Origin of the sequence: Helcococcus bovis (assembly GCF_046035835.1) — a bacterium.
GTDB classification, from domain to species: Bacteria; Bacillota; Clostridia; order Tissierellales; family Peptoniphilaceae; genus Helcococcus; species Helcococcus bovis.
This window is the reverse complement of the sequence record NZ_JBFNGB010000008.1, coordinates 51,378-73,660: the sequence shown is the minus strand read 5'-3', so window position 1 is coordinate 73,660 and position 22,283 is coordinate 51,378. Positions and strand designations below refer to the sequence as shown.

21 protein-coding genes and 1 riboswitch are annotated in these 22,283 nt (G+C 26.5%); of the genes, 20 read left to right on the top strand and 1 reads right to left on the bottom strand.

Going from position 1 to position 22,283, the window contains the following annotated elements; genetic code table 11:
- The 4 genes from ABGF48_RS03970 to ABGF48_RS03955 all read left to right on the top strand — a co-directional run.
- Positions 1 to 590 (top strand): hypothetical protein (locus tag ABGF48_RS03970; RefSeq protein ID WP_408105046.1); only part of this gene is annotated, 590 nt, incomplete at its 5' end.
- Positions 591 to 759: 169 nt separating this feature from the next.
- The gene (locus ABGF48_RS03965) at positions 760 to 1,326 is read left to right on the top strand and encodes a DNA-3-methyladenine glycosylase I (RefSeq protein ID WP_408105045.1); all 567 of its coding nucleotides are present in this window, start codon (positions 760 to 762) and stop codon (positions 1,324 to 1,326) included.
- A 23-nt stretch (positions 1,327 to 1,349) separates the two neighbouring features.
- Positions 1,350 to 1,449: riboswitch (THF riboswitch) on the top strand.
- A gap of 34 nt (positions 1,450 to 1,483) precedes the next feature.
- Positions 1,484 to 2,047 (top strand): ECF transporter S component, encoded by a 564-nt coding sequence (locus ABGF48_RS03960; protein WP_408105044.1) that lies wholly within the window; start codon positions 1,484 to 1,486, stop codon positions 2,045 to 2,047.
- 98 nt (positions 2,048 to 2,145) lie between these two features.
- Positions 2,146 to 3,705, top strand: a complete 1,560-nt coding sequence (locus tag ABGF48_RS03955; RefSeq protein WP_408105043.1) for an ABC-F family ATP-binding cassette domain-containing protein — start codon at positions 2,146 to 2,148, stop codon at positions 3,703 to 3,705.
- A 52-nt stretch (positions 3,706 to 3,757) separates the two neighbouring features.
- Here ABGF48_RS03955 and ABGF48_RS03950 read toward each other — a convergent pair whose 3' ends face one another.
- Positions 3,758 to 4,186: an immunoglobulin-like domain-containing protein gene (locus ABGF48_RS03950; protein ID WP_408105042.1), complete on the bottom strand. Its 429-nt coding sequence runs from the start codon at positions 4,184 to 4,186 to the stop codon at positions 3,758 to 3,760.
- Between the two features lie 237 nt (positions 4,187 to 4,423).
- Between ABGF48_RS03950 and ABGF48_RS03945 the strand changes: the two genes are divergently transcribed.
- The 16 genes from ABGF48_RS03945 (at position 4,424) to ABGF48_RS03870 (ending at position 22,233) form a co-directional block, all read left to right on the top strand.
- The gene (locus tag ABGF48_RS03945) at positions 4,424 to 4,636 is read left to right on the top strand and encodes a hypothetical protein (protein ID WP_408105041.1); all 213 of its coding nucleotides are present in this window, start codon (positions 4,424 to 4,426) and stop codon (positions 4,634 to 4,636) included.
- On the top strand, positions 4,636 to 5,706 hold the full coding sequence (locus ABGF48_RS03940; RefSeq protein WP_408105040.1) for an FtsX-like permease family protein: 1,071 nt from the start codon (positions 4,636 to 4,638) through the stop codon (positions 5,704 to 5,706). Before ABGF48_RS03945 ends, ABGF48_RS03940 begins: the two co-directional genes overlap by 1 nt.
- Positions 5,706 to 6,851, top strand: coding sequence for a hypothetical protein (locus ABGF48_RS03935; RefSeq protein ID WP_408105039.1), 1,146 nt, complete (start codon positions 5,706 to 5,708; stop codon positions 6,849 to 6,851). The genes ABGF48_RS03940 and ABGF48_RS03935 overlap by 1 nt, the downstream gene beginning before the upstream one ends.
- Positions 6,852 to 6,862: 11 nt before the next feature.
- Positions 6,863 to 7,531, top strand: a complete 669-nt coding sequence (locus ABGF48_RS03930; RefSeq protein ID WP_408105038.1) for an ABC transporter ATP-binding protein — start codon at positions 6,863 to 6,865, stop codon at positions 7,529 to 7,531.
- A 169-nt stretch (positions 7,532 to 7,700) separates the two neighbouring features.
- Positions 7,701 to 8,723: a phenylalanine--tRNA ligase subunit alpha gene (pheS, locus tag ABGF48_RS03925; RefSeq protein ID WP_408105037.1), complete on the top strand. Its 1,023-nt coding sequence runs from the start codon at positions 7,701 to 7,703 to the stop codon at positions 8,721 to 8,723.
- An 8-nt stretch (positions 8,724 to 8,731) separates the two neighbouring features.
- Entirely contained in the window at positions 8,732 to 11,113 is a 2,382-nt protein-coding gene (gene pheT, locus ABGF48_RS03920; RefSeq protein ID WP_408105036.1) for a phenylalanine--tRNA ligase subunit beta, read from the top strand.
- A 13-nt stretch (positions 11,114 to 11,126) separates the two neighbouring features.
- The gene (locus tag ABGF48_RS03915) at positions 11,127 to 11,663 is read left to right on the top strand and encodes a cell division protein ZapA (protein WP_408105035.1); all 537 of its coding nucleotides are present in this window, start codon (positions 11,127 to 11,129) and stop codon (positions 11,661 to 11,663) included.
- Positions 11,664 to 11,669: 6 nt separating this feature from the next.
- Positions 11,670 to 14,024, top strand: a complete 2,355-nt coding sequence (locus ABGF48_RS03910; RefSeq protein WP_408105034.1) for an endonuclease MutS2 — start codon at positions 11,670 to 11,672, stop codon at positions 14,022 to 14,024.
- Between the two features lies 1 nt (position 14,025).
- Positions 14,026 to 15,717: an arginine--tRNA ligase gene (gene argS, locus ABGF48_RS03905; protein ID WP_408105033.1), complete on the top strand. Its 1,692-nt coding sequence runs from the start codon at positions 14,026 to 14,028 to the stop codon at positions 15,715 to 15,717.
- An 8-nt stretch (positions 15,718 to 15,725) separates the two neighbouring features.
- Positions 15,726 to 16,436, top strand: a complete 711-nt coding sequence (locus ABGF48_RS03900; RefSeq protein ID WP_408105032.1) for a hypothetical protein — start codon at positions 15,726 to 15,728, stop codon at positions 16,434 to 16,436.
- Between the two features lie 6 nt (positions 16,437 to 16,442).
- A complete protein-coding gene (locus tag ABGF48_RS03895; RefSeq protein ID WP_408105031.1) occupies positions 16,443 to 17,549 on the top strand; it encodes a tetratricopeptide repeat protein in 1,107 nt (368 codons plus the stop codon).
- A 15-nt stretch (positions 17,550 to 17,564) separates the two neighbouring features.
- Positions 17,565 to 17,813 (top strand): hypothetical protein, encoded by a 249-nt coding sequence (locus tag ABGF48_RS03890; protein WP_408105030.1) that lies wholly within the window; start codon positions 17,565 to 17,567, stop codon positions 17,811 to 17,813.
- A 251-nt stretch (positions 17,814 to 18,064) separates the two neighbouring features.
- The gene (locus ABGF48_RS03885; RefSeq protein ID WP_408105029.1) at positions 18,065 to 18,208 is read left to right on the top strand and encodes a hypothetical protein; all 144 of its coding nucleotides are present in this window, start codon (positions 18,065 to 18,067) and stop codon (positions 18,206 to 18,208) included.
- A gap of 97 nt (positions 18,209 to 18,305) precedes the next feature.
- Positions 18,306 to 18,728: a MarR family winged helix-turn-helix transcriptional regulator gene (locus ABGF48_RS03880; protein ID WP_408105028.1), complete on the top strand. Its 423-nt coding sequence runs from the start codon at positions 18,306 to 18,308 to the stop codon at positions 18,726 to 18,728.
- Between the two features lie 5 nt (positions 18,729 to 18,733).
- Positions 18,734 to 20,455, top strand: coding sequence for an ABC transporter ATP-binding protein (locus ABGF48_RS03875; protein ID WP_408105027.1), 1,722 nt, complete (start codon positions 18,734 to 18,736; stop codon positions 20,453 to 20,455).
- A gap of 8 nt (positions 20,456 to 20,463) precedes the next feature.
- On the top strand, positions 20,464 to 22,233 hold the full coding sequence (locus tag ABGF48_RS03870) for an ABC transporter ATP-binding protein (RefSeq protein ID WP_408105026.1): 1,770 nt from the start codon (positions 20,464 to 20,466) through the stop codon (positions 22,231 to 22,233).
- Positions 22,234 to 22,283 lie beyond the last annotated feature (50 nt).

Sequence of the window (22,283 nt, the reverse complement as noted above, 5' to 3'; positions counted from 1 at the left end):
CAGCACCAACAACACCGAAGGAGCCAGCACCGACAACACCGAAGGAGCCAGCACCGACAACACCGAAGGAACCAGCACCGACAACACCGAAGGAACCAAAACCACAAACTCAAAGACAAACAATTACAAGAAAACAACCAAAACTATTGACAGAACAAACATTGAAATATGTAAAAGGTTCAAAAAAAGATATTGTAGTTAAGACAGATGCAGAAATTTCATCATTTGAAGAAGTTAGAGTTGGTGGAAAAGTATTAGATAAGTCAAAATATGAAGTTAAAAAAGGAAGTACAAAGATTACATTGAAAAATTCATATTTAGAAAAATTGCCTTTAGGAACATATGAATTAGAAATAGTTTCAAAAGAAACAGACAAATATGAAGCTTCAATTATAAAGACAAGATTTATGGTTGTGGAAGGTGAAAGTAAAGTGTCAGATGATAAAAAAACATCTAATAACCAAAATAACCAAAATAACCAAAATAACCAAAATCCAAACACAGGAGATTTAGGAGTTATGACAAGTGCAATGACTGCGATAGTAGCAGGAGCAGCATTAGTTGCAACTAAAAAGAAAAAAGATGAATAACAAATAAAAAGAGTTGTTGTGAAATGACGAAAGTTGTTTTGCAACGATTTTTTTATTTTAAAAATTTATATTAAATCTTTTATATTTTAAACTTCATATATTATAATTAGATTGTTAATAATTGCTTATTAATCTAATATTATAAAAGATAAATTAAAGAAGGTAATATATGGAAAAAATAAAAAGATGTTTATGGGCAGAAAAAAATGAAAAAATGAAGCATTATCACGATAATGTGTGGGGAAAGCCTGTTAGAGATGACAGAGAAATGTTTAGAATGTTAGTTCTTGAAATGTTTCAGTCAGGACTTTCATGGAATACCATTCTTCAAAGGGAAGAATTATTTGATGAAGAATTTGAAAACTTTGAAATTGAAAAAGTTGGAAATTTTTCTGAAGAAAAAATTGAGAAAATACTTGAAAATGGTAAGATTATAAGACATAGAAAGAAAATTGTGTCTTCAATTAATAATGCTAAGAAAGTGTTGGAAATTCAACAAAAATATGGATCTTTTTCTAAATTTATTTGGAGATATGTTTTTGATACACCGGTTATAAATCCATGGTCAACACCAGAGGAAGTGCCATCAAAAAATATGTTATCTGATAAAATTTGTGAAGATTTAAAAAAAGAAGGATTTCAATTTATAGGAAGTACTACGATTTATTCATTTTTACAAGCTATAGGAGTGATTAATGATCATTTAACTTCTTGTGATTTTAAGTATGAAGAATAAAAATATTATGATATAATAATTTCGTTAGAGTAGATTACCAGCGATAGTGGTTAAGAATGGGACGTTGTCTTAACACGAATAAATTGTTAATACAGTTTGCGATTGGTAATTGCGTTCACTACTTATTCCCTTAAGTAGTAATTTTTAGGAGGAATATATGAAAAACACATCATTAGGTGAAATTATTCAAAAAGATAAATCAAATAAATTTACAACGGTGAAAATAACATATATGGCAATTTTTGTTGCATTAGGAGTTATGGTAAATACGTTGCGTGTTGGTATGCTAAGTTTTGGTGGATTTCCAATTATTATTTCAGGATTTTTATTGGGACCAATACCTGGATTTATTGTTGGAGGAGTGACAGATATAGCTGCATTTATTGTAAGACCTTCATCATATCCATTTAATATTTTATTTTCTTTAACATCAGCTTTAACAGGGATGATTCCAGTAGTTATTGCGAATTTATTAGGAGCTAAATATCCAAAATATTCATTAGTAAAAATATTTGTTGGTATACTAATTGGACAAGTTTTAACTTCCGTTGTATTAGTTCCAATATTTTCAGTTTGGTTATACGGAAGAAACAGTGTTATATTGTTGATGACAAAAGCATTGACAAAACAAGCAATTTCAATTCCAGTTTATGCTGTTATTATAAAAATATTAATAGATAGATTTACAAAAGTTATCGATTTTGAAAAAGAATTTAGATAAAATAAAAGTCATATATAGTTTAGGCTATATGTGGCTTTTTTTAATTTTAGAATATGTTATAATTAATTGAATGTTTTAGAATTTTGATTGGAGGAATGATGAGTATATTAACTGTTTCAAACTTGAATCACAGTTATGGTGGTAGAGAAATATTAGAAAATGTTAATTTTAGATTATTAAAAGGTGAACATGTTGGATTGATTGGTCCAAATGGAGAAGGTAAATCTTCGTTTATGAATATTATTACTGGAAAATTAATACCTGATACGGGAACAATTGAATGGGCGAAATTTGTTAAAGTTGGATATTTGGATCAATTGGCATCATACGATAAAGATGTAACTGTAAGGGAAGTTTTGCAAGATGCTTTTTCAGATTTGTTTGAAAAGGAATCAAGGATAAATGAACTTTACATGAGTATGGCCGATGCTTCCGAAACTGAATTAAATGAAATGATGGAAGAAGTAGGACTTTTACAAGATATTATCGAATATAGAGATTTTTATGTAATTGATTCTAAAATAGATGAACTGGCAAATAATATGGGAATAGTTGAATTAGGTTTAGATACTCCATTTAAGGATTTATCTGGTGGGCAAAGATCTAAGGTTTTATTATGTAAACTATTACTAGAAAAACCAGATATATTAATGCTTGATGAACCTACAAACTATCTTGATGAAACTCAAATAGAGTGGTTAAGAAGATATCTTCAAGAATACGAAAATGCATTCATCCTAATTTCTCATGATATTGAATTTTTGGATTCTGTTATAAACTTAATTTATCATGTTGAAAATAAAGAATTGAACAGATATGTTGGAAATTATTCAGAATTTGAAAGATTGCACGAATTGAAATTAAAACAAATAGAAAATGCCTACAAAAAGCAACAACAAGAAATTAAGAGATTGGAAGATTTTGTTGCTAGAAACAAGGCGAACATTGCAACTAGAAATATGGCCATGTCTAGACAAAAAATGCTAGATAAAATGGACAGAATTGAGCTTCAAAGAGAGAAGCCTGATCCAAAATTTGAATTTAAGGAAATTGGTTCAACATCAAGACTTATTTTTGAAACAAAAAATTTAGTAATTGGTTATGATGCTGAAAATCCATTGACAGTACCATTGAATTTAAGAATGGAAAGAGGGGACAGAATAGCTATTACAGGTATGAATGGTTTAGGTAAAACAACTCTTGTAAAGACATTATTAGGTGAAATAAAACCATTATCAGGAGAAATTCATTTTGGTCAAAATTTACACATAGGATATTTTAAGCAAGAAGAAACTTATGGAAATCAGACAGCTATAGATGAAGTATGGGATGCATTTCCTTCATTATTACAAAATGAAGTAAGAGCTGCACTTGCAAAATGTGGACTTACAACAGAACAGTATGAATCACAAGTTAAGGTTTTAAGTGGTGGGGAAAAGGCTAAAGTTAGATTATGTAAAGTTATAAATAAACCAACAAATATCGTAATGCTTGATGAACCTACCAATCACTTAGATAATGCTGCGAAAGATGAATTGAAACGTGCACTTAAAGAATATAATGGAGGAATTTTCTTAATTTCTCATGAAAAAGCATTTTATGAAGATATTGCAACAACAGTATGGAATATGGAAGAATTTAGCTTGCTATTTAAGTAAAATCTATAAAACAAAATAAAACATCATGATTAAATTATTTTCTCATGATGTTTTATTTTATTTCAAAAATCATATCTACATTTTCCATTTCATTTTTTTCATCGTACACAAAAGGTTTTCTAATTCGAAAAATGCCCTTAAAATTTTTTGAAAAATTATTTGGTAATTGCAAAGTAATTTCTTTGTATTCACTTGGTTTTAACTTAAATAAGTTAGATTTTATATTTTGATTCATTAATAATTCTTCCCATTTATTTTTATTTAGTCTATAGACTATATAAAAATCGGAAAAAGTATATGACAAATCCTTGTGATTTTTCAATTCATACGTAATTATATCATTTTTAAATTCTTTAATTTCGGCAGAAACTTTTTTTGAACTGTCTTCAGGAATTAATTCTGAAAAATTATTTTCTTTGTTACTACATGAAACAAATACAAAAATTAAAAAAGCAAAAAATAATATTTTTTTCAATTTCATAGATTACTCCTATTTAAAATATAGATATACCAATGTTTGTATTACATAGTCTATATTTGTGATAATGATATCATATTTTAAGCATATTTACAATTGATGATTGAAATTAATAATTTTAAAAATTTTTATGATAAAAAAAATATTAAAAAAAATAAGTTATTTTATTGACATAATATAAAAAAAAGATATAATGATAACGTAAACAAATAAAAAACAAAATAAAATAGGAGTATAAAAATGATAAAAAAAATTATAAATAAAATAGGTCTATTTGGGATTATAGTATTAATTTCTATAACATTTAATTCAATAGTAAATGCAATGCAAATGGATATAAATATGAACAGATCTTTTTACTATACGTTTTCAGGTGGAAAAAGAGTAGAGTATCACACAGGAAATATAATACCAACTGATGATGTAAATGGTAGTATAATAGAATTAAGATAATGATTGATATTAAACTGTCTTTAAGAAGATTAAAAAAACAAATTAAATATAATAAGCTAATAGTTTTATTTTTAATAATATCATCAGTACTGTCTATTCTGTTTTTTACAAGTTTATTTGTTAGATATATGCCTCAATTTAATGATAGACGAGAAAATAACACTAAATATAGATTTTACAACATAATATTTTCTAAAAGCTTAAATGATAATGATTTAAAATTATTAGAAAAGAATTTACCAGATTTAGATTCTTTTAAAATTACAAATGTTAAAATTAAAGAAAATGTATATAATGAAGATGATGAAAAATTATATTTTTCTACATTTTTACATGAAACACCTTTTATAAATGAAATTGAACTTAAAAATTCTAGTATTGATAAATTTTCTAAACTAGGAAATAATGAAGTTTTAATACCTCTTTCTTATAATTTGAAAAAAGATAATAAATTTTTAAAAATAAATGGTATTAATTTAAAAGTTATAGGATACTGGGAAGGTGTAGATTTTCTAGTAAGTTCTGAAACGTATTTAAGCAATTTTGAGATAAATCAGATTGTTTTCAGGACTAAAAAGGTATTAAACACTACTGATTTGAATGATTTGAATAAATTATTTTTTAATTATCCAATACAATCAATAAGTTCTCCTGTGGATGCATATGAAAAAGATACAAGCTTGAGTCCTACAGTAATGATAATAATAAATATAATCTATATACTTTCTATAATTTCTTATTCATCAATTTTCTGGGTATTAATGAGATTTTTAGAAAAAGATTTTAGAATATATAGAATGGTTGGAATGACTAAATTAAGAATATTTGTTGGTATATTATTAGATGTTTTTGTATTTATAGTTATTAGCACTTTAATAGCTTTTGGTATTCATGAATTAATGTGGAACTCATTTTTTAGTAGAACAAATAATTTTTTAGCTGGTAAGATTGAAATAAAAGATTACTTAATTATATTTATTTTGATAATTGTATTAAGTTTTACTATAATTTCTCCATATTTGTATAAATTATTTAAGGATATAATAAATAAGAAAAAGGAAATTGACTAATGAAAAAATTATTAATTTATAATAAAAGAAATATTGTACAACAGGTTATTTTTTCTATCTCATTTTCTTTAGTTTTATTAATATTTATTATATATTTTTCACCAGTGAGATATTATCAGCAATCTCTTGAAAAATTTGAAAATTCAAATCTTAAAAATACATATTTAGTTATAAATCCAGAACAAAAAGTGACAAAAAAGGATTTCTTTGCTAATTTAATAAAAAGAGAAAATGTCAAAAATGTTTTTTTACAAGCATTTCCAAATTTTAAAATCAATGAAAGTATCGGATTGTATTCACTACCTCAATTTTACGATTTAGAGGATTTTAATAATTTCCCAATAGAACTAAATAATGATATAGATTTGTTAAAATTAAAAAAATTACCTGAAAACAATTATTATTTAATTTTATCTCCATATTCTAAATCTAGAGTTGGTGATAAAATAACATTAGAAGATAAAAATAAAAATAATATTATTTTACATGCAATTTCAAGGTTAAAAATAGACCAAATATACTTAAATACAAATGATATTTCGTCAAAAAATATTTGGACTAATATTTTAAAAATTAATAACAAACAGGATCTTATAATTGTAAACAACAAGTATAATGAACCTTATAACTGGATTAATTCAAGTAACTTTTTAATTGAGTTTTCTGAAAATGAAAAAATAGAAAATGCTAAAGTTATAAATTATTTAAAAACTAATGATTTTAGTTTAGAGAGTGCTGCTAATATAACTAAGAATACTTCTCAAGTTATTAATAGAAGTTTATATTTAAATATAAATTTTTTAATTACAGGATTCATAATATTTACTTTGTTATTTATTAATATATCATTTTTGAATAACTTTAGATTTAATAAGAGATATATGATTTATAGAAAATTGGGAGCTACCAAATTAGAAGTTGCTTTATATCGTATTTTATGCAATATATTTGCTTTATCATTTGGTCTGTTGTTATCATGGATATATATTTATATCTTAAATCTTATTAAGCCAGAAATAATTTTTATGAAAGATAATTTATCATTTGATAATGTTTTATTTATCTGGACACTAATTATTTTTGTAATTTATGTTTTGTTGGGAAGTATAGTACAAACAGTAAGTTTAAGAGTTAAATATGAATAGAGAGGTTATAAATGATAGATTTAAAAAATATTAGTAAGAGATATATATTAGATGGGGGGATAAAAATAACCGCACTATCTAATATTTCTTTTACTTTTGAAAAAGGTAAATTTTACTCAATAACAGGACCATCAGGATCTGGAAAATCTACACTGCTTAATATTATTGCTTTACTATTAACTTTCGAAAAAGGAGATTATTTTATTGAAGGCAAGGATGTTAAAAATTTTGATGATAAAAAATCTAGTTTTTTAAGGAACTCTTTTTTTGGTTTTGTAGTACAAGATTATGAATTATTAGAGAGTGAAAGTGTAAGTTTTAATATTCAATTACCAGCGTATATAGGTAAAAAGTCAAAAAAATATATTAATGAAAAAACTAAAGAAATAATAGATTTTTTAGATATTAGAGATATAAAAGACAAAAAGGTTATGCATTTATCTGGTGGACAAAAACAAAGAGTAGCTATTGCTAGATCGCTTATGAATTCACCAAAAGTCATATTAGCTGATGAGCCTACAGGTGCTTTAGATTATAATAATGGATTACAAGTTATGAATATATTTAAGGATATTGTAAAAAACGAAGGTGTAACTGTAATAATGGTTAGTCATAACAAAGAATTTGCAAAAATGTCAGACCAGATGCTAACTATAAAAGATGGAATATTGTATTATTAAATTAAATTATATACATTAATGAATACCAAACTCCTAAAGTAGTTAAAGGAACTTACTTTTGGAGTTTTTATTTTTAAAATTATTTCATTTATTAATGTTTTATATTTATCTTAAAATTTAGCTCAAATCTGCAATTTATGATATAATTATATAGATTATGGAGGAATTTATGAAAAATAAATTAGAAAATATAAAAATTAATTCATTGGAAATTATCAATAATGCAAAAGAAGATAAAGAATTAGAAGATTTAAGAATAAATATTTTAGGAAAAAAAGGAGAGTTAACTCTATTATTAAGAGAAATGGGTAAACTTTCAAAAGAAGAAAGACCTGTAATGGGAAAATTAGCTAATGAGGTTAGAGAAGAAATTCAAATAGCGTTGGATGAAAAGAAAAAAAGTTTTAAGTGGGAAAAATTAAAATTAAAATTAATCTCAGAAACTATTGACGTTACGGCACAAAAAGATATTGTATCAATAGGTCATAGACATCCTCTAAACCAAACAATGGAAGAATTAGAAAATTTATTTAGATATATGGGATTCTCAGTTATAGACGGTCCAGAAATTGAAACTATAGAAAATAACTTTGATAAATTAAATTCTCCAAAAAACCATCCTTCAAGAGATTTAAGTGATACATTTTATATAGATAAAGAAACATTACTAAGAACTCATACATCACCAGTTCAAGTTAGAACTATGATGCAACAAGAGCCGCCAATTAGAATGGTATCAGCAGGAAGAACATTTAGATTTGATGAAGTAGATGCTACACACTCACCAATGTTCCATCAAATTGAAGGACTTGTTGTTGGAGAAAATGTTTCAATGGCAAACTTAATTGATACGATAAATGCATTTATTAAAGAGCTATTTGGTGAAGAATTTGAAACTAGATTTAGACCACATTATTTCCCATTCACAGAGCCATCAATGGAAGTAGACGTTTCATGCTTTAACTGTAAAGGTAAAGGTTGTGATTCATGCCATCATACAGGTTGGTCAATGGAATTATTAGGCTGTGGTATGGTACATCCTCAAGTATTAGAAAATTGTGGTATTGATAGTGAAAAATATACTGGATTTGCATTTGGAATGGGTGTAGATAGGATTACAATGGTTAAATATGGATTAAAAGATATTAGAACATTGTATGATAACGACAAGAGATTTTTAGAACAATTTTAGGAGGATAGATGTTAGTTCCGGTAAAATGGCTTAGAGAATATTTAGATATTGAAGCTGATGCAAGAGAAATAGCTAATAGGGTTACAGATTCAGGTTCACACGTTGAATCAATTCAAAAATATGAAGGACTATCAAACATTGTTATAGCAAAAATTTTAGATATTAAAAAACATGAAAATGCAGATAAATTATCACTAGTAGACATTGATTTTGGCGAAGGCAAAGAGACAATTGTAACTGGTGCTAAAAATATGAAAGTAGGAGATAATGTTGTATTTGCTAAATTAGGCGCAACATTACCAGGGGGAATTGTAATTAAAGAAGCTACATTACAAGGTATTGTATCAAAAGGTATGCTTTGCGGATACAGTGAATTAGGGGTTTCAGAAAATTTAGTTCCTAAAAATTCCGAAGATGGACTTATTATATTAAATGATGATGCAAAGGTTGGAGAAGATGCAGTAAAAACATTAGGTTTAGATGATTCAATTATTGAATTTGAAATCACTCCAAATAGACCTGATTGTTTATCTATTATTGGTATGGCAAGAGAAGTTGCTGCAGTATTTGATAAAAAAATCGTAGAACCTTCTTTGAAAATTGAAAATACAGTAGATTCTTACAATGAATACTTTAATGGTGTAAAAGTTGAAACAGATAAAGTAAATAGATTTATGACTGCAGTTGTTAAAGATGTTGAAATCAAAGAATCACCATTATACATTCAAAATTATTTGAGAAATGCAGGAATGAGACCAATCAACAACATAGTTGACTTCACAAATTTCATTATGTTGGAGTATGGACAACCACTTCATGCATATGATTTAGATAAGATTGAAGGTAAATCTTTAATAGTAAGAATGGCTAAAGATGAAGAAGTTATTAAAACACTTGATGACACTGAAAGAAAATTAGTTTCAGAAGATATTGTTATCGCTGATGGAAACTCAAGAGCTATTGGTTTAGCTGGTGTAATGGGTGGCGAATACACAGAAGTAACAAAAGATACAAAGACAATATTAATTGAAGCAGCAAGTTTTGATTCAGAAACAATCAGAAAAACATCAAAGAAATTGACTTTAAGATCAGAAGCATCATCAAGATTTGAAAAAGGTGTTCCTGCAAAATTAGCAGAGTACGGTATTCAAAGATTCTTAAAATTAGTTGAAGAAACAAATTCAGGAAAAGTTGTTTCAGGTATCGATAGTGTAGAAAACTTTGATCCAAAAGATAGAGTTATCGAATTAAGAAATGCTAGATCAAATTCATTATTAGGATTAGATTTATCAATTGAAGAAACAAAGAAATACTTGGAAGCACTTGAGTTAAATGCTGAAATTCAAGGTGATAAATTACTAGTAACAATTCCATATTTCAGAGATGATTTGACTATTGAAGCTGACTTAATTGAAGAAGTTGGTAGATTATATGGATTCCATAATATCACACCAAAACCTTTAGTAGGTGGCTTGACAAAAGGTGTTAAGTCAGACATGAGAAATTTCTTGGATAATGCAAGAATGGAACTATATGCATTAGGATTTTCTGAAATATTAACTTATTCATTCATTTCAAATAAAGTATTTGACAAATTGAATTTACCAGAAAATGACTCAATGAGAAACACTGTAAAAATCATCAATCCACTTGGTGAAGATTTCTCAGTTATGAGAACAACATTAATAGGAAACAACCTAGAAGTAGTTAGAAAAAATTTAAATAACAAACAATTTGATTTGAAATTATCAGAAGTTGGTAATACATTCATTAAAAATGGTGAAAAAACAGAAGAAGTTAAGTTGATGACATTCTCACTAGTTGGAAATTACGATTTTTACTATGCTAAAGATACATTATTAGCAATATTAAAAACTTTTGGAATTAATGATGTGAGATTTGAAAGAGAAACAGAAAATTCAATATTCCATTCAGGAAGATGTGCTAATGTTTATGTAAATGACGTTAAAGTTGCAGTTATTGGTGAAATTAGTCCAATTGTTGCTGAAAATTATGATATTGAAAAGAGAGTTTACTTAGTTGAAGCAAATCTTACAGAATTATTTAAATTCAAGCAAGATTTAATCCAATATCAAGAAATTTCAAGATATCCATTGGTTGAAAGAGATATTGCTTTAGTTGTAGATAAATCTGCACAATCACAAGATATTGTTGATGTTATTAAAGCAAATGGTGGAGAATACTTGAAATTTGTTAAACTATTCGATGTTTATACAGGTTCTCAAATTGCAGAAGATAAAGTATCACTTGCATACAAGATTGGATTCCAATCAAATGAATCCACATTGAAAGATGAAGTAATCAAAATAGCTTTTGAAAATATTGTAAATGGCTTAAACAAGGCATTTGAAATAGATTTAAGAAGCTAATCGGAGAATATGAATGAAAAAGAATAGGTACGAATTTCAGATTAATGGAAACAATTATGTATTAAAAACTCAAAGAAGCAAAGATGAAACTGATAAAATTGTTTATTATGTGGATAGTGAAATAAAGAAGGCTAAGACAGCATTAAATTATCGAAATCCTACCATGCATGCGACATTGGCATGTTTAAATATTGCAGATGATTTGTATTCTTTAGAGTTAAAGCATAAGGAACTTTTAGAAACTTCAAAAGAACCAATGGAAAATTATGGGCCATTAAAAACTGAATTTGAAGAGTTTAAGGAATTAAATAAGGATTCATTTGAAAAAATTCAAACATTAGAAGCGAAAGTTAGAGAATTAGAAAATCATTTGAACTATATAACTAGTGATAGAGATAAGTTTAAGCTTGAATTAGATAGACAAATTACACTTTCTGAAAAAGATAGAAAAGATAATGAATCTTTAAGAGAAAAATTATTAGAACAAGAAAAACAAACTTTACATGCAAAAAAACAAGTGCAGGAGTTATTAAACGGAAATAGAAAGTAGAAATTTATGGAGCAAAATACAATTGCCACTTTAGAGTGGGATAAAATTAAAGAAGAGTTGCAAGGATATTGTGCATCTTCTTTAGGAGCTGAAAAAGCTTCAAAAATTGTCCCATTAATACAATTAGAAAAAATTGAATTTTTACAAAATAAGACAGCAGATGCAATTGAATTGATAAGAAAATTTTCATTTCCACCATTATATGGAATTCATAATTTGAAGGAAATGATGATTAGATTAAAGAAGCGAGCAGTTTTGGAAAATTTAGATCTTATTCAAATTGCTAATTCTTTAAGGGTTTCACAAAGTCTAAAAGATTATAAATCTGAACATGAATCTCAAACTAATGAGGTTGTGAAACTTATAGATAAACTTTATACAAATACGAGAATTCAAAAAGAAATTGAAAGAATTGTAGTTGATGAAGATACAATTTCAGATGATGCGTCAAGAGAATTATTTCAAATACGTAAGAGTATAAGAGAAAAGACGGAAGAAGCTAGAAATAAGCTAAATTCGATTGTTAAAGATGATACTACAAATCTTCAAGATGGATTTATTACAATGAGAGATGGTAGATATGTAGTTCCTGTAAAATCAGGTGCAAAATCTAAAGTTCCAGGAATTACTCATGATATCTCAGCTTCAGGACAAACTCTATATATTGAGCCAATGGCTGTAGTTGAAATTAATAATAAGATTAGAGATTTAGAAATTAAAGAAATTGAAGAAATTAGAAGAATATTGAAGGAACTTTCTGAAATGATATTTGTGTATCATCAAGAAATAGAGAATAATCAATATTTGTTAGTAGATTTAGATTTCACATTTGCAAAAGCTAAGTATGCATTAGATAAGATGTATACAAAGCCAATTTTAAATAATGAAAAAATTATTGATATAAAAAATGCAAAACATCCTTTGTTGAAAGGTAAAGTTGTACCAATAGATGTAAAATTGGGTGAAAAATATAGTGCATTAGTTATTACAGGGCCAAATACTGGTGGTAAAACAGTAAGTTTGAAGACTTTGGGATTGGTAATTATGATGGCTCAATCAGGTTTATACATTCCATGTGATGAATTTTCTAAAGTTGCTATATTTAACAATATTTATACTGACATTGGTGATAATCAAAGTATAGAGCAGTCTTTATCAACATTTTCAGCATCAATGACTAATATAGTTCATATATTAAAATATGCTAACGATAGATCTTTAGTTTTATTTGATGAATTAGGAAATGGTACAGATCCTACAGAAGGGGCAGCACTGGCTATGGCTATAATTGATACATTGGTAAAAAGAGGTACTTTACTGGTTTCTACAACTCACTATAGCGAATTAAAACTATATGCGATGAGTACAGATGGAGTACAAAATGCCAATGTTGAATTTAATGTTGAGACATTGTCGCCAACATATAAATTGATAATTGGTAGACCTGGTAAGTCAAATGCTTTTGAAATCTCTAGGAGACTTGGATTATCAGAGAAAATTCTTTCTATAGCAAATAATTATGTATCAAAGGAAAATAGAGATTTTGAGGAAATTATTGCTGAAATTGAAACTGATAGAATTAAATTAGATAATGAATTGTTAGAAGTTCAAAAAGAAAAAAATAAATATGAAAAACTTATTGATAATTTTAATAAAGATGTTGGAAAGAGAAAAGAAAAGGCAGAATCTGAAATCGAAAATGCAAAGATTGAAGCTAGAAAAATTTTAGAAGATGCTAGAAGACAATCAAAAGAAATATTGAAACTTGCAAAAAGTCAAAAAGGAAATAAAGAATCCAGACAAATTGATAGAGCGTATTCAGAAATTACTGATAAATTTAAGAAAGCTACTGATAAATTTGAAGAAAAGCCAGTTATTAAAAAGAAATATGGTAAAAATATTACAGTTAAACTTGGTGAAACAGTTAAGGTGATTTCTATGAATGATTTAGCTGTTGTACAGACATTGCCAGATAATAAAGGTGATCTGACTGTTCAAATGGGAATTTTGAAATTTAATGTAAATATTTCTGATTTAGCAAAAACTAATAAAGAAATCGAATCTGAGAAATCTCAATCATCGTATAGACAAGTATTGAAAAATGCATCATTTAAGGATGCACAATATGAGCTTGATGTTAGAGGAAAGACAGTTGAGGAGGCTATGATAGAAATTGATAGTTTCTTTGATAAATCAATTCTAATGGGAATGAAAACTGTTCATATTATTCATGGTAAAGGAACGGGAGCATTAAGAATAGGCTTGACAGAATTTTTCAGAAAATCTAGATATGTAGAAGAGTTTAGAATAGGAAGCATAAAAGAAGGGGGAGCGGGAGTTACGGTTGTAACCTTGAAGTAGTATGGATTATAAAAAAGAGATATCAGAAATATTAAATTCTTTAGAATTATGTGTTTCACTAGATGATATATATTTAAGTATTGAAACACCACCAAATAAAGAAATGGGAGATTTTGCATTTCCATGTTTTAGATTAGCTAAAACCTTAAGAAAAGCACCTACTCAAATTTCTGTAGAATTAGCTGAAAAGATTAGTTCTGAATTATTTAGTGAAGTAAGACCTGTAGGACCATATATTAATTTTTTTGTAAATCAATCAAAATTTAATGAAACAGTATTGAAGGAAGTTTTTGATAAAAAAGAAATGTATGGTTCATCAAATATTGGAAATGGTAAGAATATAGTTATTGATTATAGCTCAACAAATATAGCAAAACCATTCCATATTGGTCATATCAGATCAACAGTAATAGGGGATTCCATTAAGAGGATATATAGATTTTTAGGATATCATGTTGATGCTATAAATTATTTAGGTGATTATGGTACTCAATTTGGCGTTTTACTTTCTGCATATAGAAAATGGGGCGATAAAGAAACAATCAATAGTAATCCTATTAAAGAATTACTTAAATTATATGTAAAATATACTGAAGAGGCTGAAGCAAAACCTGAATTAATGGACGAAGCAAGAGCATGGTTTAAGAAATTAGAAGATGGTGATGAATTTGCTGTAGAAACATGGACTTGGTTTAAGGAAATAAGCTTAAAAGAGTTTAATAGAGTGTATGATTTATTAGAAATTTCATTTGATTCATACAACGGGGAATTTTACCATGCACAATTTGTTGATGATGTAATTAAAGAAATGAAAGAAAAAAATCTTTTAACAGAATCAGAAGGAGCTACAGTTATTGAAATGGGAGAAGATACACCACCTGCAATAGTATTAAAAAGAGATGGTTCCTCAACATATATTACAAGAGACGTGGCGACAGCACGTCATAGAAAGAAAATCTATAATTTTGATAAGAATATTTATGTTGTTGCAACTCAACAAAATCTACATTTTAAGACACTTAAAGATGTGTTAGCAAAAATGGGATATGAATGGTCTGAAGATTGTGAACACGTACAATTTGGTATGGTAAGTCTTAAAGATGGTACATTGTCTACAAGAAAAGGAAAAGTTGTATTCTTAGAAGATGTGTTAAATAAAGCAATTGATAAGACAAAAGAAATTATTGAAGAAAGAAATCCTAATTTAGAAAATAAAGAAGTTATTGCAAGAGAAATTGGTATAGGTGCTGTGAAATTCCAAGAATTATTCAATACAAGAATTAAAGATTATGTATTTGACTGGGATCAAGTATTGAATTTTGAAGGAGAAACTGGGCCATATGTGCAATACGCACATGCAAGAGCAAATCAAATTTTAGAAAAATTAGGTTTAGAATTAAGTGAAAATGTTGATTTTTCATTATTAACTGAACCACAAGAAGTTGCATTAATTAAGTCAATATATGATGTTCCAAATGTAATTTTAACTGCAAGAGATAAATTAGAACCTTCAGTAATTACAAGACATGTAACAGAAATTGCTCAAAACTTTAATTCATTCTACAATAGCATTCATATTTTGAATTCAGAAGATGAAGTGAAAAAAACAAGAGCATTATTGGTTTATGCAACAAAAATATGTATAAGTAATTTATTAGATTTATTAGGTATACATGCTCCAAACAAAATGTAGGAGGATTGATGGAAATTATAAAAGATTTTATATATGTAAATAAGACTGCATTTAAAAATTCGATTTCTAGTTTGAAATATGTACCTGCATTAGCCATGATATTGTTCGTTTTGGGAGTTGGAGAAAATTATTTATTAAGTTTATTGACAACATACTCTAGAGGCGGAAATTTTGTTTTAGGATTTGTGAGATATATTATTACAATTGTGTTTGCATCTGCTTTAGTTGGTGTTTTGTCAGATATTGTAAATTACAATAGATTTAGATTTAAAAATATAATTGAAGGGACAAAAAGATATTATTTACCTATGTCAAACACTTTGTTTATAGTCTATATTATAGAATATTTGGCACATATTATCTTACAAAATATCGATTTTCAATATACATTTATAATTGATATTCTAGTGCTTATAGTTTTAAGTACAGTATATGAAAAAGTATATATTTCTGAAGAATATGGGATAGAAGTAGCTTTAAATTCTGTGATGTTTATCAAGGATAATATTATTCAATGGTTGCCTATAGTTGTAATATTTGTTGCTGCAAAATTCTTATTAACAATAAATTATGTAATTTTTACATTTGATATTACTTATATTATGAATGTAGTTTTATATTCTTTGATAATGGGTATTCTTTATATCTATAAAGGGCATCTATTTAAGATTTTAGATGGATCTTCAATTAGAAAAAGACAATTTCAAGGAAAGTTTTAGGTAAGTATGAATATTATTGAAAAGTATTTTAGAAAAAAAGCAGATAAAGTTTCTTTTATAGAGTTAAAGGAAAATATTGATTATTACAGAAATTATGGCATTGAAGACATTCCTCTTCCAATTATTTTGGATGATATGATGGATGGGATGACTCATAATGAATTTGATAATGAGATAAAAATTGAATACATCATTGACGGTATGTTGTATATGGTAGCAATAGATCCTGAATTTTTGTATGTAAATGAATATAAGCATATTTTAGGTAAATTATTAGATGATTCATCAAAATATGCATTATCAAAAGCTGTAAAATTTTACGATACTAATTTTGAAAAAGTATTGTTATTTACAAGAGCTGCATTCTTACTTAATGAAGAAAATGAAATGGCAGCTTACAGCTATGCAAAATTATTGTGGAATATTGAAGTTTCAAAAGAAGATAGAGAAATTTTTATTGAACAGTCAATAAGAATTTTGGAAAGAATTTTGAGATACAATGAAACATATTCCTTGGCAAATTTTGAGTTGGGAAATATTTCTAAAGCGACAGGAAAATATATTAAAGCAAATAATTTTTATAATAGAGCTTTGAGAAATGCGGAATTTGAAGAATTAAAAGATACTATAAGAGATGAAATGAATAAGATTGCTCCTGATGTTGCGGTTGAAAATTCAATTTATTATATTAATAAAATGGATTATAGTACTGCAATTTCTGAATTGATGGAAGCTAGAAAAAATTCATCTAGATATGATATTCCTTATTATATTGCAATTGCATATATGAATAAGGAAAATCCGGAATTAGCAGAGCAATTTTTTGAAGAATCTATTGAAAAAGGTGCGGATTTTGCTATGCTTTATACAGATTTAGTATATATAAAATACGTTTTGAAAAAAGATGTTGAAGCATTGCATTTGGCTAATGATTCTATTGAAAAGTATCCATCAGAAATTAAATTGAGATATAATAGAGCGATAATTTTGATGTCAATAAATAAATTTGATAAAGCAATAGAAGATTTTGACTTTATACTTGAATATCAAGATTTATCTGATGAAATGTTTAATCAAATAATGAAAATTAAAGAGTCTATCATGAATAGATAATACTAGGAGGTAGATTTGACAGTTGGAGAATTACTTTTAACGAATAAAGATAAATACACAAAAGCGTTTCTGATTCAAAATGATAAAGAAACAAATAAGGCTGTTTTTACACAAGTAAAAGATGAAAATGTAGCTAAAGATTTAATAGATGTTGAAGCTAAAGATTATTTTTTATTGGATAAAGTGGCGATAAATGAAATCTTTGGTAATGCAGATGAATTAGAAATTACTGAAGATGATAAAGTTTTTGTGATAGGGATTTAAAAATAGAATTTTGCATGATGCACTAGTCTTTGAGTTATTATAAACTCTACTGAAGTGCCTATGCAAAATTTTATTTTTTTTATATGTTAAAATAGTCTTGTAATAAAAAATATAGGAGTGAGGATGGATTTTATAAGCAATTTTTGAATAAAGACATTTGGTAAAAAGAATATGAAGAAATATCTTCCTGAATCTTTTTATATTAAAAAGAAACCGGAAATGAATTAAATAAAATTAAAGATAAAATAGAAATGTCATATCAATACTTCTTATTAAATAAAAAAATGATAGATTTAAGAAATGAAATTGATAATTTAGAGTCATGTATTTCATTGAAAAATACAAGATTACCTAATTATGAGATGACTTTTTCTAGATTAGATTATAGAAAGTAAAAATCTATAAAAATGTTGACGATTTTTTAAAATGGGTATAAAATAGTTGCATGAGAAACAGTTGCTTATGCAACTATTTATTTTTAAAGAGGTTTTTATGGAAAAAATTATGAGATATATAAATAGAATTTATAGATCTTCAATATCAGATAGAACAAAATATTTTCATAATTATGGATTGACTGGACATCACATAAGTTATCTTATAGCTATATATCATAATCCTGGATTAATTCAGGAAAAATTGACAGATGGTATATTTGTAAACAAGTCAACAGTAACAAGAAATATAAAACATCTTGTTGATATGGAATTAGTTGTTGCTAGAGTTGATACTAATGATAAAAGAGCAAATCGATTATATCCAACAGAAAAATTATATGAATTATTTCCTTTAATTGAGGAATACTCAAATCAATGGAATGATTTGATAATGCAAGATTTATCAGATGAAGAAAAAATAAAATTTTTAGAATTATTAAGAAAAATATCAGATAGAGCAGTTGAAAAAGGAAAGTAGGAATAATGTTTAAGAAATATGTATATCCAAGAAAAAAAGATATAAGTATTACTATGTTTATAAAAATATTTAGTACATTTTGTGGAATTATGGTACCAGCAATACTAGCATACATTATCGATACAGTTGTTCCAACTAAAAATAAGACAATGATAGTATTAGTTGGATTGTTGATGATATTAGTTTCTTTTTTAGAATGGTTTTATAGTATAAAGTCAAATAGAATGGCTTCTAAAATTTCTTCGGATACAATTCAAGATATTCGTCAAGATTTATTTGAGAGATCAATTAGATTGTCTGCTAAACAAATTGATAAATTAGGGATTTCTTCTATAGAGTCAAGACTTACTTCTGATACGTACACAATTCATAATTTTTTAGGGACTGCAATGAGAATGGGAGCAAGATCTGTAATCTTATTTTTGGGAGGAATTATTTTTTGTATTATTTTAAGTCCTAGATTATCTATTGTAATTTTAATATTAGTAATTCCTATTTTTGCAACAATTAGATTTATATATAATAAAACACAGCCAATGTGGAAAAATTTACAAAATCGAGTTGATGTAATGGTTCAATCTATAAGAGAAAGCATAAGAGGTATAAAAGTAGCAAAAGCCTTAAACAAAGTAGAATATGAAAAAAATAAATTTTTTAATGCAAATAATTCTGTAAGAGAACAAAATATTGAAGCAACAGATATAATGGCGTTAACATCTCCATTAGTAAATACACTGTTATATATTGGATTAGCAGTAGTAATAATTTATGGGGGAAATTTAGTTAAAAATAATCAAATAAAATTAGGTACAATTATTGCTTTTATGACATATTTTATACAAATAACTCATTCTCTATTTATGTTAAATTGGATGTTTAATATTTATAGTAGGGCTATGACATCTGTAAAAAGAATTGAAGAAGTAATATTTATGCCTATAGATAAAAATCAAATAGTTGATAATCCAACAAAATTACCTAAGTCAAATAGTGATATTCCAGAAATAGAATTTAAAAATGTTTCATTTTCATATCATGGAACTGAAAATAGTTTAGTAAATATAAATTTTAAATTATTTGTTGGAGAAAAGCTAGGAATTATGGGAGCTACTGGTTCAGGGAAATCAACAATTATTAAATTACTTTTAAGACAATATGATGTAAGTGAAGGAGAAATATTAATTAGAGGTGTTAATATAAAAAATATTAATCATAGAGATTTAAATGCTATTTATGGATCTGTATTCCAAAAAGACTTTTTATTTAAGGGAACTATAAAAGAAAATATAGATTTTGGTAGAAATTTACTAGATGAAGAATTAATTGATGCGACAATAAATGCGCAAGCTCAAGAATTTATAGAGGAAAAAGAAGATAAGCTAGATCATGCTTTAGCTTCTAAAGGCGTAAATTTATCAGGTGGACAAAAACAAAGAGTTTTACTTTCACGAGCATTTGCTTCTAAGCCAGAAATATTGGTACTTGATGATTCATCTTCTGCACTTGATTTCAAGACTGAATCAAATTTAAGACGAGCTATAGATGATAATTTTGGTAATTCAACAACTATAATTATTGCACAAAGAATTTCTTCTGTTATATCGGCAAATCAAATATTATTTTTAGAAAATGGAAAAATTTTAGCTAAAGGAAATCATGAATACATGATTAATAATTGCATTCCTTATAGAGAAATAGCTGATATGCAAATTGGGGAAATGAAATAGAGGTAGTTATGGATAAAAAGAAAATAAATAAAAAAATAAATGAAAAAAATTATGGTAAAATTGCTAAAAAATTATTTTCCTATATTCTTAATGAATGGAAATTATTTTTTATAACAATAATTCTTGTTATAGCTTCAAATTTAATTGTATTATGGGGTCCAAGATATTCGGGGGCAGCTATAGATACATTATCTAAAACTCCAATTAATTTTAATGACACTTATCTATATGTAGGTTTGATGTTATTAGCTTATTTAGGATCATCAGTTTTAACATATATTTCATCAAGATTAATGGTTAGAGTTTCTGAAAAAGTTATAGTAAAAATGAGACAAGATACATTTGATAAAATAGTGGATGTTCCAATTAAATATATTGATACTCATCAAGCTGGAGATCTTGTTTCTAGAATTTCATATGATTTAGATGTTGTTAATCAAACAGTATCAAATAATATAGTGAGTATCGTTGCATCATTAATAACTGTAGTGGGTTCATTTTCAATGATGATGTCAATATCACCATTTTTATCAGTAATATTTTTGTTTATTTTACCTGTGACGATTTTATTCACAAAATATAGAGTTAATAAGACAAGACCTTTATTTTCTTTAAGATCAAGAAAATTAGGTGAAATGAATGGTTATGTAGAGGAAATATTGATTGGACAAAAAACAATTCAAGCCTATGAAAAAGAAGAATATTTCTCAGGAGAATTTTGGAAAAGAAATAGTGATAGTATTGATGCCTATTATAAAGCGGATTATCAAGCATCCATAAATTTCCCAACAATGGGATTTATTACTAATATCTCTATAGCTTTAGTTTCTATTTTTGGATCTATTTTATACTTAGATGGAGTATTTACTCTTGGATATTTATCTGCATTCATACTTTATTCAAGACAATTTTCATTTCCTATAAATCAGATAGCGGCTGTAGTTGCAGAAGTTCAATCTGCATTTTCAGCCGCTAATAGAGTGTTTATATTATTAGAGCAAGATAACGAAAAAGAAGATTTGCCAAATGCAAAAGAATTACAAAATGTAGAAGGTAAAGTTGAATTTAGAAATGTTTCTTTTGGGTATGATGACAAAATGATAATTAAAAATTTCAACTATATTGCTAAACCGGGATCTCTTACAGCAATAGTAGGGCATACAGGTGCAGGAAAAACAACATTAATTAATTTATTAATGAGATTTTATGACCCACAAAAAGGAGATATTTTAATTGATGATTTATCATATAAAGATATTAAAAGAAAGAGTCAAAGAGCTTCATTTGCGATGGTATTACAAGATACATGGCTATTTAAGGGAAGTATTAAAGATAATTTAACTTATGGTAGAAGTGAGGCAACAATGGAAGAAATTAAAAATGCTGCAAAATCTGCACATATTGATAATTTTATTGAAAACCAAAAATATGGATATGATACTATACTTGATGAAGAGGCTGAAAATTTATCTCAAGGACAAAAACAATTAATGACTATTGCAAGAGCGATGTTATTAAATTCTCCTATGTTAATTTTAGATGAAGCTACATCGAATGTAGATAGTAGAACTGAACTACAAATCCAAGATGCTATGAATAATCTTATGAAAAATAAAACGTCATTTGTAATTGCTCATAGACTTTCAACTATAAAAAATGCTGATATGATACTTTTATTAGATAATGGAGAAATTATTGAAAAAGGTACACATGAAGAATTATTAGCGAAAAATGGAGAGTATAGCAAATTATACAATTCACAATTTATAAATAATTAATTAAAAACTTTGTAATTTCATGATATTATATATAATATATTGAAATTACG

What these genes read in the sequence shown, in the direction of transcription:
- ABGF48_RS03935 (WP_408105039.1), top strand. Translation starts at nt 5,706, where the DNA reads ATGAAAAAATTATTAATTTATAATAAAAGAAATATTGTACAACAGGTT.
- ABGF48_RS03945 (WP_408105041.1), top strand. Translation starts at nt 4,424, where the DNA reads ATGATAAAAAAAATTATAAATAAAATAGGTCTATTTGGGATTATAGTA.
- ABGF48_RS03880 (WP_408105028.1), top strand. Translation starts at nt 18,306, where the DNA reads ATGGAAAAAATTATGAGATATATAAATAGAATTTATAGATCTTCAATA.
- pheT (WP_408105036.1), top strand. Translation starts at nt 8,732, where the DNA reads ATGTTAGTTCCGGTAAAATGGCTTAGAGAATATTTAGATATTGAAGCT.
- ABGF48_RS03885 (WP_408105029.1), top strand. Translation starts at nt 18,065, where the DNA reads ATGTCATATCAATACTTCTTATTAAATAAAAAAATGATAGATTTAAGA.
- ABGF48_RS03870 (WP_408105026.1), top strand. Translation starts at nt 20,464, where the DNA reads ATGGATAAAAAGAAAATAAATAAAAAAATAAATGAAAAAAATTATGGT.
- ABGF48_RS03895 (WP_408105031.1), top strand. Translation starts at nt 16,443, where the DNA reads ATGAATATTATTGAAAAGTATTTTAGAAAAAAAGCAGATAAAGTTTCT.
- ABGF48_RS03940 (WP_408105040.1), top strand. Translation starts at nt 4,636, where the DNA reads ATGATTGATATTAAACTGTCTTTAAGAAGATTAAAAAAACAAATTAAA.
- ABGF48_RS03875 (WP_408105027.1), top strand. Translation starts at nt 18,734, where the DNA reads ATGTTTAAGAAATATGTATATCCAAGAAAAAAAGATATAAGTATTACT.
- ABGF48_RS03910 (WP_408105034.1), top strand. Translation starts at nt 11,670, where the DNA reads ATGGAGCAAAATACAATTGCCACTTTAGAGTGGGATAAAATTAAAGAA.
- pheS (WP_408105037.1), top strand. Translation starts at nt 7,701, where the DNA reads ATGAAAAATAAATTAGAAAATATAAAAATTAATTCATTGGAAATTATC.
- ABGF48_RS03950 (WP_408105042.1), bottom strand. Translation starts at nt 4,186, where the DNA reads ATGAAATTGAAAAAAATATTATTTTTTGCTTTTTTAATTTTTGTATTT.
- ABGF48_RS03900 (WP_408105032.1), top strand. Translation starts at nt 15,726, where the DNA reads ATGGAAATTATAAAAGATTTTATATATGTAAATAAGACTGCATTTAAA.
- ABGF48_RS03965 (WP_408105045.1), top strand. Translation starts at nt 760, where the DNA reads ATGGAAAAAATAAAAAGATGTTTATGGGCAGAAAAAAATGAAAAAATG.
- ABGF48_RS03915 (WP_408105035.1), top strand. Translation starts at nt 11,127, where the DNA reads ATGAAAAAGAATAGGTACGAATTTCAGATTAATGGAAACAATTATGTA.
- ABGF48_RS03955 (WP_408105043.1), top strand. Translation starts at nt 2,146, where the DNA reads ATGAGTATATTAACTGTTTCAAACTTGAATCACAGTTATGGTGGTAGA.
- ABGF48_RS03960 (WP_408105044.1), top strand. Translation starts at nt 1,484, where the DNA reads ATGAAAAACACATCATTAGGTGAAATTATTCAAAAAGATAAATCAAAT.
- argS (WP_408105033.1), top strand. Translation starts at nt 14,026, where the DNA reads ATGGATTATAAAAAAGAGATATCAGAAATATTAAATTCTTTAGAATTA.
- ABGF48_RS03930 (WP_408105038.1), top strand. Translation starts at nt 6,863, where the DNA reads ATGATAGATTTAAAAAATATTAGTAAGAGATATATATTAGATGGGGGG.